Annotated in this window: 14 protein-coding genes and 1 riboswitch; of the genes, 5 read left to right on the top strand and 9 right to left on the bottom strand. The window is 75.4% G+C overall.

The window, feature by feature from the left end:
- The first annotated feature begins 141 nt into the window (after window positions 1–141).
- Window positions 142–3,348, top strand: coding sequence for a LuxR C-terminal-related transcriptional regulator (locus ACN27A_RS13225; RefSeq protein WP_421453029.1), 3,207 nt, complete (start codon window positions 142–144; stop codon window positions 3,346–3,348).
- 195 nt (window positions 3,349–3,543) lie between these two features.
- On the opposite strand, the gene ACN27A_RS13220 is transcribed toward ACN27A_RS13225, so the two are convergent.
- Window positions 3,544–4,089 carry a DsbA family protein gene (locus ACN27A_RS13220; protein WP_421453026.1) on the bottom strand — a complete coding sequence of 182 codons (546 nt, stop codon included), beginning with the start codon at window positions 4,087–4,089 and terminating at the stop codon, window positions 3,544–3,546.
- Window positions 4,090–4,172: 83 nt separating this feature from the next.
- Window positions 4,173–4,859, bottom strand: a complete 687-nt coding sequence (locus tag ACN27A_RS13215) for a BON domain-containing protein (protein WP_151457639.1) — start codon at window positions 4,857–4,859, stop codon at window positions 4,173–4,175.
- Between the two features lie 279 nt (window positions 4,860–5,138).
- Between ACN27A_RS13215 and ACN27A_RS13210 the strand changes: the two genes are divergently transcribed.
- Complete coding sequence (locus ACN27A_RS13210; protein WP_421453023.1) at window positions 5,139–7,862, top strand: cellulose binding domain-containing protein; 2,724 nt, start codon at window positions 5,139–5,141, stop codon at window positions 7,860–7,862.
- 243 nt (window positions 7,863–8,105) lie between these two features.
- Complete coding sequence (locus tag ACN27A_RS13205; protein WP_421453016.1) at window positions 8,106–8,744, top strand: maleylpyruvate isomerase N-terminal domain-containing protein; 639 nt, start codon at window positions 8,106–8,108, stop codon at window positions 8,742–8,744.
- 294 nt (window positions 8,745–9,038) lie between these two features.
- Here ACN27A_RS13205 and ACN27A_RS13200 read toward each other — a convergent pair whose 3' ends face one another.
- Entirely contained in the window at window positions 9,039–9,446 is a 408-nt protein-coding gene (locus tag ACN27A_RS13200; protein WP_121400322.1) for a hypothetical protein, read from the bottom strand.
- A gap of 170 nt (window positions 9,447–9,616) precedes the next feature.
- A complete protein-coding gene (locus ACN27A_RS13195) occupies window positions 9,617–9,769 on the bottom strand; it encodes a hypothetical protein (protein ID WP_192581635.1) in 153 nt (50 codons plus the stop codon).
- Window positions 9,770–10,098: 329 nt separating this feature from the next.
- On the opposite strand from ACN27A_RS13195, the gene ACN27A_RS13190 reads away from it, so the two are divergent.
- Window positions 10,099–10,461: an STAS domain-containing protein gene (locus ACN27A_RS13190; protein WP_088998998.1), complete on the top strand. Its 363-nt coding sequence runs from the start codon at window positions 10,099–10,101 to the stop codon at window positions 10,459–10,461.
- Between the two features lie 45 nt (window positions 10,462–10,506).
- Here ACN27A_RS13190 and surE read toward each other — a convergent pair whose 3' ends face one another.
- Together surE and ACN27A_RS13180 are read right to left on the bottom strand one after the other, a co-directional pair.
- Window positions 10,507–11,331 carry a 5'/3'-nucleotidase SurE gene (gene surE / locus ACN27A_RS13185; protein ID WP_132237184.1) on the bottom strand — a complete coding sequence of 275 codons (825 nt, stop codon included), beginning with the start codon at window positions 11,329–11,331 and terminating at the stop codon, window positions 10,507–10,509.
- The gene (locus ACN27A_RS13180; protein WP_421453012.1) at window positions 11,328–12,305 is read right to left on the bottom strand and encodes a 1-phosphofructokinase family hexose kinase; all 978 of its coding nucleotides are present in this window, start codon (window positions 12,303–12,305) and stop codon (window positions 11,328–11,330) included. The genes surE and ACN27A_RS13180 overlap by 4 nt, the downstream gene beginning before the upstream one ends.
- Window positions 12,306–12,483: 178 nt before the next feature.
- Here ACN27A_RS13180 and ACN27A_RS13175 point away from each other — a divergent pair, with 178 nt between their 5' ends.
- On the top strand, window positions 12,484–12,948 hold the full coding sequence (locus tag ACN27A_RS13175; protein ID WP_421453009.1) for an SRPBCC family protein: 465 nt from the start codon (window positions 12,484–12,486) through the stop codon (window positions 12,946–12,948).
- A 91-nt stretch (window positions 12,949–13,039) separates the two neighbouring features.
- Here the strand turns inward: ACN27A_RS13175 and ACN27A_RS13170 are convergent, their stop codons facing one another.
- From ACN27A_RS13170 to ACN27A_RS13160, 3 genes are all read right to left on the bottom strand, one after another.
- A complete protein-coding gene (locus tag ACN27A_RS13170) occupies window positions 13,040–14,125 on the bottom strand; it encodes a coiled-coil domain-containing protein (RefSeq protein WP_421458452.1) in 1,086 nt (361 codons plus the stop codon).
- Window positions 14,126–14,138: 13 nt separating this feature from the next.
- A riboswitch (cyclic di-AMP (ydaO/yuaA leader) is annotated at window positions 14,139–14,270 on the bottom strand.
- A gap of 153 nt (window positions 14,271–14,423) precedes the next feature.
- The gene (locus ACN27A_RS13165) at window positions 14,424–15,341 is read right to left on the bottom strand and encodes a cation diffusion facilitator family transporter (RefSeq protein ID WP_421453006.1); all 918 of its coding nucleotides are present in this window, start codon (window positions 15,339–15,341) and stop codon (window positions 14,424–14,426) included.
- A 76-nt stretch (window positions 15,342–15,417) separates the two neighbouring features.
- Window positions 15,418–17,535: a HelD family protein gene (locus ACN27A_RS13160; protein ID WP_421453003.1), complete on the bottom strand. Its 2,118-nt coding sequence runs from the start codon at window positions 17,533–17,535 to the stop codon at window positions 15,418–15,420.
- Between the last annotated feature and the right edge of the window lie 76 nt (window positions 17,536–17,611).

Raw genomic sequence — 17,611 nt, 5'->3', positions numbered from 1 at the left:
CGGCCGGTCGCCCGCGTACGACCAGGGTCGGTCGGGGCGGGGTGAAGCCGGCTCCCCCCGAAGGGGTGAACGGGCCCGCGCCGGGTAACCGCCGCCGGCGGGACCTGGGGGAGTGGACGCGTCGGTGGAGGGCGGGGCCGGATGCCGGAGGACGTACGGGACACGGGAGTCGTCGCGGTCGCACCCGGGCCGGCGGGCCCGCCGCTGCTGACGTCGCGGCTGTGCCCCGCCCCGCCGCCGGAGCCGCTGGTGCTGCGGCCCCGGCTGCTGCGGGCGCTGGACGAGGGGACCGCCGGGCCGGTCACCCTGGTCCGGGCCCCTGCGGGGTGGGGCAAGACGACGCTGCTCGCCTCCTGGTTCCGGGCCGCCGGAGAGGCCGGCGCGCCGGGGGGCCGGGTGGGGCAGGGGCCCGTGACCGCCGCCGGCGGGGGACGACGGGACGACGGGCCGCCCGGTGCGGCGCCGGGCGACTTCGGCGCGGCGGCGGGCGTACCGGCGGAACCCCGCCGGCCCCGGGCGGCCTGGCTCTCGGTGGAGACCGGCGACGACGGGGACCGGCTCTGGTCCTACCTCGCGGCGGCGCTGCGCGCGGCCACCGATCCGACCGACGACGTGCCGGGGCCACCCGTGCCCGACCGGCCGCCCCGCCCCGACCAGTTGGAGGTGCTGGCCGCGGCCCTCGCCGCCCGGGAACGGCCGGTGCTGCTGGTCCTGGACGACCTGCACCGGATCACCGACCCCGAGGCCCTGGCCGGACTGGAGTTCCTGCTCCGCCACGCCGAGCAGCGGCTGCGGCTGGTGATCGGCGCCCGCGCCGGGCTGCCGCTGGCCGTGCACCGGCTTCGGCTGGCCGGCGAGCTGACCGAGGTCGGCCCCGACGAACTGGCCTTCGGCGACGACGAGGTCGCCGACCTGCTGACCGCGCACGGGGTGGCGCTGCCGGCGGCCGGGGTGCGCCGGCTGCGGGAACGCACCGGCGGTTGGCCGGCGGCGCTCCGCTTCGCCGCGCTGGCGCTACGCGGGCAGCCGGACCCGGCCCGCTGGGCCGAGCAGTTCGGCGGCGACCAGCCGGACGTGGCCGGCTACCTGCGCGAGGAGGTGCTCGCGGGGCTCGACCCGGACGCGCGGGACGTGCTGCGCCGCTCCGCCGTCGCCGACGCGGTCTGCGCCGGCCTCGCCGACGCGCTGACCGGCCGGACCGACGCCGAGCAGGCGCTGGCCGGCCTGGCCGGCGACGGCGGGCTGCTGCGCCGCGACGACAGCCGCCCGCCCTGGTACCGGTGCCAACCGCTGCTGGCCGACCTGCTGCACGCCGAGCTGGGCCGGCTGCCCGCCGACGAACTGCGCGACCTGCACCTGCGCGCGGCCGGCTGGTACGCGGACAACGGGCGGCCCGCCGAGGCGCTGCGGCACGCGCTCGCCGGCGGCGACCACGACCGAGCCGCCGCGCTCTTCGTGGCCCGCTGGCCGGAGCTGGTCCCGTACGACCGGGAGACGCCCGCCGGCCGCCCGCCCGCGCCTCCGCCGCCGGAGGCCGTGCGCCGCGATCCGGAGCTCGGGCTGGCCTGCGCCGCCGAGCGGGCCCGGGCCGGCGACGCCACCGCCGCCGCCGGGCACCTGCGCGACGCCGTCGAGGCCGCCCGGACGCTGCCGGCGCCGCGCCGGGACCGGTTCCGGCGGCTGGCCACCGCGTTGGAACTCACCCTGGCCCGGCTGGCCGACGACCCCCGGGCGGTACGCGCCGCCGCAGCCCGGCTGCTCGCCACCCGCCCCGCCCCGTCCCCGGCGTCGCCCGACCCGTCCGTCTCTCCGGCGTCGGGGTCGGCGTCTCCGTCGGTCGAGCCGTCCGTGTCCCCGGCGTCGCCCGACCCGTCCGTCTCTCCGGCGTCGGGGTCGGCGTCTCCGTCGGTCGAGCCGTCGGTGTCCCCGGCGTCGCCCGACCTCTCCGTGTCCCCGGCGTCGGCGTCGACCGGAGCGCCCCGGGTGTCGGCCGAGCCGTCCGTGTCCGTGGCGTCTCCGTCGGCCGACCCGTCCGTGTCCCCGGCGTCGCCCGGAGCGTCCCCGTCTGCCGCCCCGGCGACCGGTGGGCCAGGGGGGCACCCCGCACCGTCGGGGAGCGCCGTCGACGGGCTGCTCGCCGCGCCGGTGCCCGCCGAGCCGCGCGGCGCCGCCGCCGAGGACGCCGACGTGCGGGCGGTGGCCGGCACCGCGCTGGGCCTGGCCGACCTCGCGGACGGGGACCTGCCCGCCGCCGGCCTCGCGTTCGCCCGGTCGCTGTCGGCTGCCCGGGAGGCCGGTCGGCCGCGTACGGAGCTGGTCTGCGCCAGCCGGGCGGCCCTGCTGCACGCCGTCCGGGGCGAGCTGCGGGCCGCCGAGACCCTCGCCAGGGACGCCCTGGCCATGCCGCCCTGCCACGGCTGGTCCTGCCGGGAGGACTGCGCCCACGCGTACCTGGCGCTGGCCCTGGTCGCGCTGCACCGGGACCAGCCCGAGGAGGCGGAGGCGAACCTGGCCCTGGCCGCGCCCGCCACCGGCGAGCCCGTGGTGGGGGCGGTGGCGGCGCTGTGCCGGGCGTACCTGCTGCGGGACGCCGGTGACCTGCCCGAGGGCCACCGGGTGCTGGCCGAGGCCCGGGAGGGGCTGGCCGACCGCCCCCGGGCCGGCGAGCTGACGCACTGGCTGCTGGCCGCCGAGTCGGACGTACGCGGTGCACGCGGTGACCTGGGCGCCGCCCGGGACCTGCTCGGGCGGGCACCCGACGCGAGCGCCCCGCCGCTGGCCGTCGCCCTCGCCCGGGTGGAGCTGCGGGCCGGCGACCCGCGCGCCGCCGGGTACGCGCTGCCGGACTGGGAGGCGCCGGAGGCGGCCGGCTGGCCGCTGCCCGTACGCCTGGACGCCGCCGTGCTCGACGCGGTGCTGGCCGGGCGCGCGGGCGACGACCGGCGGGCCGGACGGCTGCTGGAGCGGGCTCTCGACCTGGCCGGGCCGGAGGGGTTCCGGCGGGCGTTCACCCGCGCCGAGCCCGGGGTCCGTGACCTGCTCGCCGCGCACCTGGACGCCGGTACCGCGCACTGGCCGACGGTCAGCGACCTCGTCCGGGGCGCCGACGCGCCGGCCGAGCGGCCCCCGGCGGAGCGGGGCACGGGGGCGCTGGACGAGCCGCTGACCGAGCGGGAGCTGACGATCCTGCGCTACCTGCAGAGCATCCTGTCCAACGTGGAGATCGCGGCCGAGCTGTCCCTGTCGGTCAACACGGTCAAGACCCACGTGCGCAACATCTACCGCAAGCTCGACGCCACCCGCCGCCGCGAGGCCGTCCGCCGAGCCCGCGCCCTCCACCTCATCTGACCCACCCCCTCCACCCTCCCTGTAGCCCCCACCCCACCCTTCGCCGCCCCTTCACTGCGTCGATCATGCAGTTGTGGTGGGCAGATCGCCCTCCGTTGTCCTATTCGCGGGGCGCCAGAACTGCATGATCGACGCGGCTGGGCTGGGCGGGGCAGGGCGGGGCCGGGGAGAGGGGCGGGCGTGGGCAGGGAGGGGTTACGGGGTGGCGGTGTCTACTGCTGTCAGGAGGTCTGGCAGGTCGTAGTCGCCGTCGTGGCGGGTGCCGTTGACGAACAGGGTCGGGGTGGCGTGGACGCCGCTGCGGATGCCGCCCACGAAGTCCCGGCGCACCCGGTCGCCGTGCGCCTGCCGCTCCACCTCCGCGGCGACCTCGTCGGCGGGCAGGCCGAGCTGCTCCATGCCGAGCGACAGGTGCACGGGGTCGAGCTGGTCCTGGTGCTCGTAGAGCCAGTCGTGCATCGCCCAGAACTGCCCGCGCCGGCCCGCCGCCTCGGCCGCCTCGGCGGCCTGCTCCGCGTACGGGTGCATGTTGGTGATGGGGAAGTGCCGGTACACCAGCCGCACCGTGTCGGCCCGCTGTCGCAGCAGCTCCCGCAGGTTCGCGTACGCGGCTCCGCAGAACCGGCACTGGAAGTCGGCGTACTCGACGATGGTCACCGGCGCGTCCACCGGCCCGCGGACGTTGTCGTGCCCGGTCACCGGGGTCCGCAGGCGGGCGGTGACCTGGAGTGGCGTGGTCATCGGGTCACCTCAGTCATGTCTCCCAGCCTGCTCCGTGACGGGGTGAGGGTGGCTCACCCCGCCCGGGTGGTCCGGCGCCCGGCTCAGCCCAGCACCGGGGCGACCGCGATGTGGTTCTGCACCTCGCGGATGCCCGGCGCGCACCAGACGGTCCGTTCCACCTCGGCCCGCTCCGGCATCGAGTGGACCAGCCCGCCGAGCAGCACGGTGTCGCCGTGCACCCGGACGGTGATCCGCTCCGCCTCGGTGGCCCCGTTGCGGGCCAGCGCGTCGACGATCCGTACCGCCAGGTCGTGCCCGTCCGGCCGGGTGTCCGGGCGGACGGTGATGCCGTTGCTGACCCCGCGTACGCCGGTCAACCGGGCCACGGCGCGTTCGGCGGCGCGGCGCTGGTACTCCCAGTCCACCTCGCCGTGCAGCGTGACCCAGCCGTGCGAGACGGTCACGTCGAGCTGCTCCAGGGGCACGAACGCGTCCCACTCCAGCGTGTGCCCGGCCGCGGCGGCGATGTCCGGGTCGGCGCGTTCGGCGCCGGTGCCGAGGCGTACCGCCAGGTCGTTGGCGACCGCCCGGACGCGCGCCACCCGGTGCGCCGCCCGCTCGGCGGCCCACTTCTTGGCGTAGCTGTCCACCCGGCCGGTCAGCGTGACCACGCCCTCGGCGACCGTCACGCCGATCTCGTGCGGCCGTACCCGGGGTTCCCAGGTCAGCTCGTCGAGGACGGCCGACTGGATGTCCTGGTCGGTGCGGCTGATCGTCTCGATGGCCATCTGTCACTCCTCACGGGATAGCTGCCGGTGCGCACGGGTCCGCCGGGACCGATCCTGGCGCCGGCCGGGGTGAGGGTCCCTCACCCGACCCGGGTGGTCGTTGGGAGCGCTTCCAGCGGCCGGCCGGATCGGTTAGGGTGAGCGCGTTCCTCGGGTGCGGGAGCCGTCGCGCCGATGACCGGAGCCAGGGCAGCTCCGGCGCGATTCCGCATGCTCCCGTTGCCGGGTCCGGCCGTCACCACGTCGGCTCCCGGCGTCCGAACCCGGAAGGAACCGCAGATGCGCAGAAGTTACGCCGGCGCGGTCGTGTCCGCGTTGGTCGTCGCCGCGGCCGTCGTGGCGGCACCGTTCACCGCGGCCGGCGCGCCCACCGCCGCAGCCGCCGAGCCGTACACCTGGAAGAACGTCCGGATCGACGGCGGCGGCTTCGTCCCCGGCATCGTTTTCAACCCCACCGAGAAGAACCTCATCTACGCCCGCACGGACATCGGCGGGATGTACCGGTGGACGCAGGCCACGCAGTCCTGGACGCCGCTGCTGGACTGGGTCGGCGCCGACAGGTGGGGCTGGAACGGCGTGGTCAGCGTCGCCACCGACCCGGTGCAGACCAACCGCGTCTACGCGGCCGTCGGGATGTACACCAACGACTGGGACCCGAACAACGGCGCGATCCTGCGCTCGGCCGACAAGGGCGCCACCTGGCAGGTCACCGAGTTGCCCTTCAAGAACGGCGGGAACATGCCGGGCCGGGGCATGGGCGAGCGGTTGGCCGTCGACCCCAACCGGAACAGCATCCTGTACTACGGCGCCGAGGGCGGCAACGGCCTCTGGCGCAGCACCGACTTCGGGGCGACCTGGGCGAAGGTGGCCAACTTTCCCAACGTCGGCAACTACCGGGCCGACCCGAGCGACCCGAACGGCTACAACGGCCAGAACCAGGGACTTACCTGGGTCAGCTTCGACAAGAGCACCGGTACGGCCGGCACCGCCACGCAGACGATCTACGTGGGTGTGGCCGACAAGGAGAACCCGGTCTACCGCAGCACGAACGGCGGCGCCACCTGGGAGCGGATCGCCGGGCAGCCGACCGGCTACCTCGCGCACAAGGGCGTCGTCGACCCGGCGGGCGGCTTCCTCTACATCGCCACCAGCGACACCGGCGGCCCGTACGACGGCGGCAAGGGCGACGTCTGGAAGTTCAGCCGCGCCACCGGCGCGTGGACGCGGATCAGCCCGGTCCCGTCCACCAGCACCGACGCGTACTTCGGCTACAGCGGCCTCACCATCGACCGGCAGAAGCCGAACACCCTGATGGTGGCCACCCAGATCTCGTGGTGGCCGGACGCGATCTTCTGGCGCAGCACCGACGGGGGAGCCACCTGGACCCGGATCTGGGAGTTCACCAGCTACCCGAACCGGAGCAAGCGCTACACGATGGACGTCGGCTCCGTGCCGTGGCTGACCTTCGGCAGCAACCCCGCCCCGCCGGAGGAGACCCCGAAGCTCGGCTGGATGAACGAGTCGGTCGAGATCGACCCGCACGACAGCAACCGCTTCATGTACGGCACCGGCGCGACCATCTACGGCAGCACCGACCTCACCAAGTGGGACACCGGCGGCCAGTTCACCATCAGGCCCATGGTCAGGGGCCTGGAGGAGACCGCGGTGCTCGACCTGGTCAGCCCGCCCTCCGGGGCGCCGCTGATCAGCGCGCTCGGCGACATCGGCGGCTTCCGGCACACCGACCTGGACGCCGTGCCGCCGATGATGTTCACCCAGCCGAACTTCACCAGCACCACCAGCCTGGACTACGCCGAGACGAAGCCGGCCGTGATGGTGCGCGCCGGCAACTTCACCGACGCGGACCGCCCCAACGACAGCCACGTCGCGTTCTCCACCGACGGCGGCGCCAACTGGTTCCAGGGCAGCGAGCCGTCCGGCGTCAACAGCGGCGGCACGGTCGCCGCGTCGGCCGACGGCAGCCGCTTCGTCTGGGCCCCGGGGGACGCCGGCCAGCAGGTGGTCCACTCGGTCGGGTTCGGCAACTCGTGGACCGCGTCGACGGGCATCCCGGCCAACGCGACGATCGAGTCCGACCGGGTCGACCCGAACAAGTTCTACGGCTTCAGCGGCGGCAGGCTCTACGTCAGCACCAACGGCGGGGCGAGCTTCACCGCCTCGGCCGCCGCCGGCCTGCCCAGCACCGGCAACGTCAAGTTCAAGGCGCTGCCCGGCCGGGAGGGCGAGCTGTGGCTGGCCGGCGAGGGCGGGCTGTGGCGCTCCACCGACTCCGGGGCCACGTTCACGAAGCTGGCCGGGGTGAGCACCGCCGGCAACGTCGGCTTCGGCAAGGCCGCTCCCGGCCGGACGTACCCGGCGCTGTACCTGTTCGGCACCGTCGACGGCCGGCCCGGCGTGCACCGCTCGGACGACACGGGTGCGACCTGGGTGCGGATCAACGACGACCAGCACCAGTACGGCAACGCGGGCGAGGCGCTGACCGGCGACCCCCGGGTCTACGGCCGCGTCTACCTCGGCACCAACGGCCGCGGCATCCTGGTGGCGGACCGGCTCGGCGGCACGCCCGACCCGACGCCGACGACCTCCACCCCGCCCCCGACGACCCCACCTCCGACGACCCCGCCTCCCACGACGCCGCCCCCGACCACCCCGCCTCCGACGACCCCGCCGCCGACCAGCGGGTGCACGGCGACGTACCGGGTGACCGGCTCCTGGCAGGGCGGCTTCCAGGGCGAGCTGGTGGTCCGCAACGCCGGCAGTGCGGCGATCGCCGGCTGGACGGTGGGCTGGACCTTCCCCGACGGTCAGCAGGTCACCCAGCTCTGGGGCGGCACCCACACCCAGACCGGGGCGACCGTCTCCGTCCGCGACGCCGGCTGGAACGGCGCCCTCGGCGCGGGCGCCACCGCCACCGCCGGCTTCCTGGCCAGTACGACCGGCGCGAACACCGCCCCGGCCACGGTCACCTGCACCGCCCGCTGACCGCCGCGCTCCGCCGACCGCGCACCCCCGCCCCCACCAGGGGCGGGACGTGCGCGGTCGTGCGGAGCGGCCGGCGGCCCTGAGATTCCCTGCCGGCGCGGAGGGGTTCCGGCTGTCCCGTTCCGGTCGGCACCGCCTCCGGTCCGTGGCCGGAAGGGGCGGGCCACCCGGCACGCACCGAGAGGGCCCGTGTCCCCGCAAGCCATAGGCTCGGAGCTTCGCCCGTCGAAGGAGGGATCCTCCGTGAGTCCGATCAGGACGGCCTATCTCACCGCCGCGCGCTCGGCGGTGGACCTGCTCGCCGACCCCGCCGTAGCAAGCCGCTGGGACGAACCGAGCGCCCTGCCCGCGTTCGGCGTGGGGGGCCTGGCCGGCCACCTCGCCAGCCAGGTGCTCGGCGTCCCCGCCGTGCTGGCCGCGACCGTCCCCGCCGGCGACCCCGTGGGGCTGCTCGACCACTACGCGCGCGGCACCTGGCTCGGCGCCCCGGTCGACGCCACGGTGAACGTCGCCATCCGCCGCGCCGGTGACGGCCTCGCCGCCGACGGCCCGGCCGCTCTGGTCGACCGGTGCGCCGCCACGCTGCGCGAGCTGACGGACGTGCTGGCGGCGGAGCCGTCCGATCGGGTGGTGCACGTGGCCCGTGGCCCCTGGTCGCTCACCCTGGACGACTACCTGGCCACCCGGCTGATGGAACTCGTCGTGCACGCGGACGACCTCGCGGTGAGCGTCGGCGTGCCCACCCCGGAGCTGCCGGCCGAGACGGTCGACCCGGTGCTGACGCTGCTGGCCCGTCTCGCCGTACGCCGGCACGGGCAACCGGCGGTGCTGCGCGCCCTGAGCCGGGCGGAGCGGGCCCCCGCGAGCGTCGCCGCCCTCTGACGCCACCCTTCGCAGGGCCGCGAGCCTTCGGGACACGGCTGCGGGCCGCAAGCCTTCGGAACGCGGCTGCGGGCCGCGAGCCTTCGGGACGCGGCCGCGGGCCGCGAGCCTTCGGAACAGGGCCGTGGGCCGCGAGCCTTCGGAACAGGGCCGTGGGCCGCGAGCCTCTGGACGGGGCCGCGAGACGCGGAGCGACGGGCCGCTGTCGCGGCACGTCGCCCGGAACAGGCGCGGGCCCCGGCCGACCGCGATGGTCGACCGGGGCCCGTTCGTCGCGAGCGGGTGCCGGACCGGTCAGCCGTCGAGGCCGACGGGGGAGTTGGGTCGGTCGACGTCGACGAACTCGATGTCGTCCATCGCCCGGTCGCCCCGGCTGCCGGCGGCCCGCGCGGCGGTGCCGGCGGCCCAACCGATCGCCGCGCCGACCAGAGTGGCGCCGATCAGCAGCGTCCAGGGCAGCGCCGGCCGGCGGCCGGCGAGCGCGTCGAAGGCCTGGGTGGCCCGGCGCCGGGCCTCGTCCGCCGCCGAGCCCACCAGGTCGCCGGCCTCGTCGGCGAGGCCGGAGCCGCCCCGACGGGCCGAACGGGCGGTGTCGCGGACGCTGTCGCTGGCGGAGCTGACCGCCGAGACCAGGTGCTGCCACGCCTGGTCCGTGATCCGCTCGGGCTTGCTGCGGCGGTCCAGCAGGTTGCTTCCGAACATGGTGGTTACCTCCTCGGGGCCGAAGCGGGCGGCCATTTCGACTTCGGCGTCGCACCGGCGTGTGACGGTTCGCTCGTTTCCGCCTGTGCCCCGTGGGACTGCTCCGCAAACCCCGTGTCGCGGGGGCGGCGGCCCGGGGTGACGGTGGCCGGCGGCGTGGGGGCCCGGCGTCAGCGGACGGCGACCGCCACGGTCACGCCCCGCGCGAAGTCGTCGTCACCGTCGTCGTCGTCATCGTCGCCCCCACCACCGCCGAACCCGCAGGCCAGTACGAGGGCCAACAGCGCGCTGACGCCGGCCAGCGCGGCAAGTCTCCTGAGCATCGATCGTCCTCCCGGTCGCAGTCGTGTCTCCGAGCCGATGCTAGGCAGAACGGGCAAGGCCCGGGGCCGAAGCGGAAGGGGCCACGCCGGGGGGCCGGCTGTTGGGCGGTGCCGGCGGGAGCCGGCTACCCTGGGGCGCGACGTGTCAGCGGCAGCTGATCGTTGGTCGGACAAAACGTCAATAGTCCGGATAAGGGCGACTTGCTGTGCCCTGATCCCGCGAATTGCTCATCCCGAGGGGTGGCGACCGAGGCCGTCAGAGGAATACTCTCGGTCGCGGCCCGCGTACTGATGAGGCGCCCGTCGGACGGGCGAGTGGAGGTGCTCGCGTGAGCCTGTCGATCGTGAAGTCGGTCCTGCCCGGTGGTGTCATCGAGATCGCCCCGCGGGGTGAGATCGACGTCGACACCGCGTACGAGGTGCGCGAGGCGATCGCCGAGGTCCTGACCAAGGGGCGTCCCGGTCGGATCGAGCTGAACATGCGGCTCGTCACCTTCATCGACTCGGTCGGCATCAGCGCGATGGTCGCCGGCTTCCAGACCGCCGAGGTGAGCGGCGTCAAGCTCGTCGTCACCGAGCCGAGCCGCTTCGTGCACCGGCAGCTCTGGGTGACCGGCCTGCTCGGCCTCTTCGGCGCCCCCGAGCCCTACTACGCCGGCGCACCCACCCCCGAGGTCCTCCCCGGCGCCTGACCCGCCGCCGACCTGCCGCCGGCCGCGAGGTCGGAGGCGGGCCGCTCAGGCGTCGCCGAGGCCCGACAGGTCGACGTCCGCCACCTCGGTGACCGCGCGGATCGCCGTCACCGAGGCGTACCCCTCGGCCAGCAGCGCCAGGTCGGTGCCGGGCTGCACGGCCTGCCCCGGCTCCTCCAGCGACGTGCGGACGAAGCCGTGCCCGGCCTCCGCCACGGTCATCTGCACCTGGCCGAAGGTGGCCAGCGTGCCCCGGCGCACCCCGCGCAGCCGGCCGTGCGGCAGGTCCGGCGCGTTGACGTTGAGCACGCTCTCCACCGGCCCGGCGGTGAGCCGGGGCAGCAGGTCCAGGGCGACCCGGGCGGCTGTCGGCCAGTGCCGCTCGGCGTCGCGTACCCGGGCGGCGGCGGCCACCGCGGCACCCCCGCTGGCGGCCGTGGCCTCCCCGGCCGAGAGCACGTCGAGCGAGACGGCCATCGCCCGGCAGCCGTTCGCGGCGGCGGTGAAGGCCGCGCCCACCGTGCCCGAGTGCAGCACCGCGCGTCCCGCGTTCGCGCCCCGGTTGATGCCGGACAGCACCACCGCCGGCGGAGGCCCGAAGGCGCCGTGCACGGCGATCAGCGCGATGAAGCCGGGGGAGCCGCCGACCGCGAACGCCGGCACCCCCGGCACCTCCGGCAGCGGGTGCTCGTGGACCACCACCTGCCCGTCGCGCTCCACGGCGGTCATCGCGGCGCTGGTGCCACTCGCCTCCTCCAGCGGCGCGGCGACGACCACGTCCAGGCCCCGGTCCGCCGCCGCCCGCGCCAGCGCCTGGATGCCGGGCGCGGCGATCCCGTCGTCGTTGGTGACAAGTACCCGCAGCGTCACCGCTCGGCCGCCCGTTCGGCCAGCTCGTCGGGGCTGGTCCGCTCCTGCGGCCGGCTGCCGGCCGGTACGAGACGCACCCGGTCGACCAGGCCGGTGATCGAGTCGAGCCGGCCGGTGCCCAGGCCGTGCCGGGTCACGTTCAGCGCGCCGGCCGCCGCACCGGTACGGATCGCGGTGCGCACGTCGCCGCCGCGTGCCACCACGGCCGCCACCCCGGCGGTCATCGAGTCGCCCGCCCCGCGCGGGTCGGCCGCCTCCAGCCGGGGCATCTCGACCTCGAAGACCTCGCCGTCGACCAGGGCGAGGGCGGGCTTGTCGGCCCGGCTCACCACCACGTTCTCCGCGCCGCCGGCGTGCAGGTCGTACAGGGCCCGGGTGAGCTGCTCCTCGTCGTCGCCGTCGGCGCGGCCGTCGGCGATCAGCTCCTCGTGGCTGACCTTGAGGAAGAACACGCCGCTGTCCAGCACGGCGTCGAGGTGCTCGCCGCAGAGGTCGACCACCACCCGGCTGCCGTTGGCCCCCAGGTCGGCGGCGAACCGCCGGTAGAGGTCGGCCGGGACCAGCGACGGCTCGTTCGGCCCGCTCAGCACGCTGACCGAGGCGCGCAGCCCCTCGCCCAGCGCCAGGTTGTAGAGCTCGTCCAGCTCGTGCCGGCTGAGCGGCTGGCCGGGCACGTCCACGATCTCCTGCCGGGAGCCCTCGCGCCGATCGTGCACGTACCCGCCGCTGCCGGAGTCGCGCACCACCACCTTCAGGTGCACCCCCTCGCTGACCAGCAGCGGCTCCAGCACCTGGCCGATCTCGCCACCGAGGGCGGCGCAGAGCACCACGTCGACGCCGAGCGACATCACCATCCGGGCCTGCCACACGCCCTGCCCGCCGGGGTGCAGGTGCAGCTCCGGCGCGTCGCTGGGCTGGTCGACGGTCACCGTCAGCCGGGGCGTGGGCGCGAATACCATCACATGCCCGCTCATCCGTCGTACCCGTTCATGCGCCCATCCTCCGTCGGTCGACACGTGCCGTGACCATCCATCAGCTGACCGTAGTGGGGTCGGCGGCCGGACGTCCGGACTCCGGGCGGGATCGGCGCGGCGTTGCCAGGGCGCCCGGCATGCGCGACGATCGGGCGACCACCGACGCTGGGGAGACGGCGTGCTCAGGCGAAGTTCCTTCAGCTACACCGTCCAGGCGCGTTGCTCCCTCGCGGAGGCCGCGGCGCTGCTCGCCGACCCCACCCGGCAGGAGGACCTGCACCCGCTGATCGTCCGGGTCCGCCGGGTGCCGCCCCGTCCTGGCGCGCGGGCCAGCTACGACATCACCGATCGACTGGCCGCCGGGCCGGTGCGCCTGCCGATCACCTACCGGGCCGACGTCCTCGTGGACGATGCCGACGAGATCGTCACCGTGGCCCGGCAGTGGCCTGCCACCACGGTGCGCAACCACACCCGGCTGCGGGCGGAGCCCGACGGCGTCCGCATCGAGGTCGAGATCACCCTCGCCGCGCCCGCGCCGCTCTTCGGGTACGCGTTCCGCCAGGCCCGCGCCGCCCACCTCGGGCTGGCCGCCCGCCTCGCTGCGGCCCTCGACACGAGCCCGCCCGGGTCGCCGGCCGACTGACCGCCGGACAGGCCCGGCCGCGGTGGCGGGAGGCGACGGACGCCGTCGCGCCCCGGTGACCCGCGACGGGCGGGGCACCGGGGCGCGGGCGTCAGTAGACCGACAGGTGCACGTGGTTGGTGTGGTCGCTGGACGGGTCGCCGTTGGCCCCGCTGTACGACTTCCAGCCACTGCTGGGCAGCCAGATCTGCCTGTACCAGATCACGTAGAGCACGGCGAGCCGGTCGGCGTTGCGCACGAAGTACGCCGACAGGTTGTTGCCGTACGTCCGGTCGCCGCCGGTGGCGTCGCCGCCGAAGCCGCCCTTCTGGGCCGCGAAGTCGCAGGCCCGGCCCTTCGGGTGTTCGCCTGAGCCGCCGGGGCGGTAGCAGGAGACGTAGCGGGTGAAGCCCGCTGCCTTGGCCTGGTTGAGCGCGTGCAGGGTGCGCGGGGTGATGCAGCCGTTGGCGGGGGTGGGGTCGTTGACGCTGCACGACTCGCGCGGCCAGGAGCCGTCGGAGTTGCGCGGGGCCGCCTTCGCCGTCTTGTTCGAGGTGCCGCCCGGCGAGACGCCCGCCCCCGTGGACTGCTGGCGCTGTTGCTGCTGCTCGCGGTTGGCGACCGTCAGCGCCCGTTCGGCCTGCTCCTTGCGCTTGGCCATCACGGTGACCTGCTTGCGCTGCTCCCGGATCTCGCCGTCCAGGGCGAGCTTGGTGCGGGTGGCCTGGTCCCGGGTCTCCTGGAGTTCGCGCAGGGCCCGGTCCTCCTTGGCGGCCACCGCGTCGAGGGCGGCGGCGCGGTCCATGAAGCCGTCCGGCGAGCTGCTGTTGAGCAGGGCGGACGCCACGCTGAGCCGGCCGGTGCGGTAGGCCGCTCCCGCGATCTCGCCGACCCTGGCGGTGTGCGCGGCCAGCTCGACCTCGGTGGTCTTGAGCTGCGCGGCGAGCTGCTGCTGCCGCCTGGCCGACGTGTCCAGGGCGCGCTTGGCGTCGAGGTAGCCCTTGCTGGCGGCCTCCAACTGGGCCCGCAGGGCGGGGGTGCCGCCCTCCTCGTCCTGGCCGGGGGCCGCGGCGAGCAGTCCGGCCCGGGTGGCGGCCGCCGCCGGGGCGGCGGTGACCGGGGCCACCGCGGCGCCGAGGGCGAGCATCGTGGCGATCAGGGCCGCCGTCCGGGCGGCACGTCGTCGTACAGGTGCCATCACTGGCATACACGTGTCCTTCCGTCAGCCGCCGACCGGGTTAGCTGACGGGTTCGGGACGGAAGATCCCTACCGCTGAAGCGGATGCACCCCACGAACATGGTTCCCCGGTTCGCCCCGCCGGGCGATTAGGCGGCGGCCACCGCCGGCACCGGTGGGTGCCGCCTGGCGGAGGCCGAAGCCGAGCCTACCGGTGCCGGTGTGACTGATGCAGCGCAGGTGACGCAGGGTGTACGTCCACTAACAGTCAAATCCGGCATAAGTGCACAATACTCTCCCAGATTTAAGGTTGTCCTCATTACCACTCAAGCGACCCGCAGGCCCCGCGCGACGCTCCGGGCTCGATCTGCAACGTGGCGTGCTCGATGTGGAAGTCGTCGTGCAGCGCGGCCCGGGCGGCGCCCAGCACCGCGCCGACCTCCGCGCCGGGTGCCATGGTCAGGTGGGCCGAGGCCACCTCCATCCCGGAGGTCAGCGTCCAGACGTGCAGGTCGTGCACCTCGGCGACGCCGGGCACGGCGGCCAGCCGGTCGTGCACCGCGGTCACCTGGAGGTGCTCCGGCGCGGCCTGCACCAGGATGCGCAGCGCGGCCCGCCCGAGCCGCCAGGTGCGCGGCAGGATGAGCACCCCGATCGCGACCGCCACCAGTGGATCCGCCCACCACCAGCCGGTGGTGGCGATCAGCAGCGCGGCCCCGATCACGCCGAGTGACCCCAGCAGGTCGCCGAGCACCTCCAGGTACGCGCCGTGGACGTTGATGCTCTCCTTCGCCCCGGAGCGCAGCAGCGCGAAGGCGCCGATGTTGGCGAGCAGGCCCAGCACGGCGACCACCAGCATCGGGCCGGCCAGCACCTCCGGCGGGTCGCCGAAGCGGCGCACCGCCTCGATCACGACGTAGACCGCGACGCCGGAGAGCAGGGCGGCGTTGGCCAGTGCGGCCAGCACCTCCAGCCGGTAGAGGCCGAAGGTGCGCTGCGGGTCGGCGCCCGCCCGCCGGGTGGCGGCGATCGCCGCGAGCGCCATGCCGATGCCGAGCACGTCGGTGAACATGTGCCCGGCGTCGCTCAGCAGGGCCAGCGAGCCCGTGCGGAAGGCCGCCACCGCCTCCACCACCATGAGGCCGGCGAGCAGCCCGAACGCCGCCCAGAGCCGGCCCCGGTGGCGGTGCGCGGCATTCGCCACCGACCCGTGATGGTGGTCATGACCTGCGCCCACGCGCCCACCCTCCGTCAGGCGTCCGGATTCGCGTTCAATCTATGCTCACATCGCTATGTATGCAAGTAACGGCGGCTCAGCCGATCGGGTCGACGGTGGTCAGCCGCTGGGTGGCCCGGGACAGCGCCACGTAGAGCGTCCGCACCCCCGACCCCGGGTCGGCCCGGATCTCGCCCGGGGCGACGAGGACGACCCCGTCGTACTCCATGCCCTTGGCCTCCAGGCTGGTCACCACCTGCAGACGCGGCGCACCGAGCCCGCCCAGCCAGCCGGCCACCTCGTCGCGGCGCGGCACCGGCGTGATCACCCCGACCGTGCCCTCGACCTCGGCGAGCAGCGCGCCGGCCGCCGCCACCACCGCGGCCTCCAGCTCCGCCGGCGGCACCGACAGCGCGACCGGGTCGACGCCGGTGGAGCGCACCGCCCGGGGCAGCGGCAGGTCCGGGTGCAGCCGGCGGATCTCGGCCGCCGCCACCGCGAAGATCTCTGCCGAGTTGCGGTAGTTCGTGGTGAGGGTGAAGTGGTGCCGTTTGCGCCGGCCCAACGCCTGGTCCCGGGCCCGGGTCAGCTCCTCGGGATCCCCCGTCCACGCCGTCTGCGCCGGATCGCCCACCACCGTCCACGAGGCCAGCCGGCCCCGCCGGCCGATCATGCGCCACTGCATCGGCGAGACGTCCTGCGACTCGTCGACCACCACGTGCGCGTACTCCCGGTAGTCGTCCGGGCGTTCCCGCGCCGCCTCGCGGGCGGCGCGTTGCCGGTCGGCGAAGGTGCTCAGCTCGCGGACCCCACCGGCCAGCTGGAACGGGTCCCGCTTCGCCCGGGCGGGCTTCATCGGCTTGCCGAGCAAGGCGTCCAGCTCGTCGAGCAGCGCGATGTCGGCGATCGTCAGCCCGGCGGCGTCGAGGCTGCCGTACGCGTCGGTCAGCAGCCGGATCTCGGCGCGGGAGAGGATCCCCTCGGCGTAGCGGTGCAGCCGGTCCGGACGGGCCAGCCAGCCCAGCACGTGCCGGGGGTGCAGCCGGGGCCACCACGCCTTCAGGAACTCCCGGAACTCCGGCCGCTCGGCGATCTCGTCCTCGAACGCGCGCTGCTCTGGCAGGCGGCCCACGCCCAACCTGCGGGCCTGCGCCCACAGCGCCGCGAAGACCCCGTCGAAGCCGGCCCGGCGCACCTCGTTGCGGCGGGCGCCCCGGGGCATCGCCCGGTCCCGGATGCCGTCCAGCTCGCGGCGTTCCAGCCGGAGCAGCTCGCCCCGGTAGAGCAGGCGCAGCTCGGTCGGGCCGCCCGGCACCGCGTCCCGGACCGCCCGCTCCAGCACCCGCCGCATCCGCAGCGAGCCCTTCACCGCCGCCACCGCCGGCGGATCGGTGCGGGTGGCGGTCAGACCCGCGAAGAGCGTGCCCAGCGAGTGCAGGGTGGCGGTGTCCTCGCCGAGCGAGGGCAGCACCGAGGCGATGTACTCGACGAAGACCGACGACGGGCCCACCACCAGGATGCCGCCGCCGGCGAACCGGCTGCGGTCGGAATAGAGCAGGTACGCGGCACGGTGCAGGGCCACGGCCGTCTTCCCGGTGCCCGGACCGCCGGACACGATCGTCACGCCCGCGCCGGGGGAGCGGATCGCCTCGTCCTGCTCCCGCTGGATGGTGGCGACGATGTCCCGCATCCCCCGGCCGGTGGCCTTCGACAGCGTGGCCAGCAGCGCGCCGTCGCCGACCACCGCCATGTCGGCGGGCGCGGCGACCGGATCGAGCAGGTCGTCCTCGATCCGGGTGACCCGCTCGGCGGAGGACTGGATCGTGCGCCGCCGCACCACGCCCAGCGGCTGCGCGGGGGTGGCCTGGTAGAAGGCGGCGGCGGCCGGGGCCCGCCAGTCGACCACCAGCGTGGACGCGTCGTCGTCGCGGATGCCGAGCCGCCCGACGTGCAGCACCTGCCGGTCGAGCAGGTCCAGCCGGCCGAAGACCAGGCCCTCGTGCTCGGCGTCCAGCATGTGCCGCCGCCGTGCGGCGTGGAACACCATCGCGTCCCGTTCGACAAGCGCCCCGAAGTTGCCCACCCGGGCGAGCCGGTAGCCCTCCTTCTCGGCGCTGACCGCCGACCGGCGCAGCTCGGCCAGTCGGGCGTACACCCGGTCGAGATGCCGCTGCTCGACGGCGATCTCCTGTTCCAGGGTGGTCTGGTCGGTCACCGCTCGCTCCTCCTGACGTCGGCGGCGGGCGGCGCGAACCGTGCGAACCGCGCCAGGCCAACCGCAAGAGGGTACG

It is taken from the genome of Micromonospora sp. WMMD737, assembly GCF_049179055.1.
Taxonomy (GTDB): Bacteria; Actinomycetota; Actinomycetes; order Mycobacteriales; family Micromonosporaceae; genus Micromonospora; species Micromonospora reichwaldensis.
This window is presented reverse-complemented; position numbering and strand designations above follow the sequence as displayed.

What these genes read in the sequence shown, in the direction of transcription:
- ACN27A_RS13225 (WP_421453029.1), top strand. Translation starts at nt 142, where the DNA reads ATGCCGGAGGACGTACGGGACACGGGAGTCGTCGCGGTCGCACCCGGG.
- ACN27A_RS13220 (WP_421453026.1), bottom strand. Translation starts at nt 4,089, where the DNA reads ATGACCACGCCACTCCAGGTCACCGCCCGCCTGCGGACCCCGGTGACC.
- ACN27A_RS13215 (WP_151457639.1), bottom strand. Translation starts at nt 4,859, where the DNA reads ATGGCCATCGAGACGATCAGCCGCACCGACCAGGACATCCAGTCGGCC.
- ACN27A_RS13210 (WP_421453023.1), top strand. Translation starts at nt 5,139, where the DNA reads ATGCGCAGAAGTTACGCCGGCGCGGTCGTGTCCGCGTTGGTCGTCGCC.
- ACN27A_RS13200 (WP_121400322.1), bottom strand. Translation starts at nt 9,446, where the DNA reads ATGTTCGGAAGCAACCTGCTGGACCGCCGCAGCAAGCCCGAGCGGATC.
- ACN27A_RS13195 (WP_192581635.1), bottom strand. Translation starts at nt 9,769, where the DNA reads ATGCTCAGGAGACTTGCCGCGCTGGCCGGCGTCAGCGCGCTGTTGGCC.
- ACN27A_RS13180 (WP_421453012.1), bottom strand. Translation starts at nt 12,305, where the DNA reads ATGAGCGGGCATGTGATGGTATTCGCGCCCACGCCCCGGCTGACGGTG.
- ACN27A_RS13170 (WP_421458452.1), bottom strand. Translation starts at nt 14,125, where the DNA reads ATGGCACCTGTACGACGACGTGCCGCCCGGACGGCGGCCCTGATCGCC.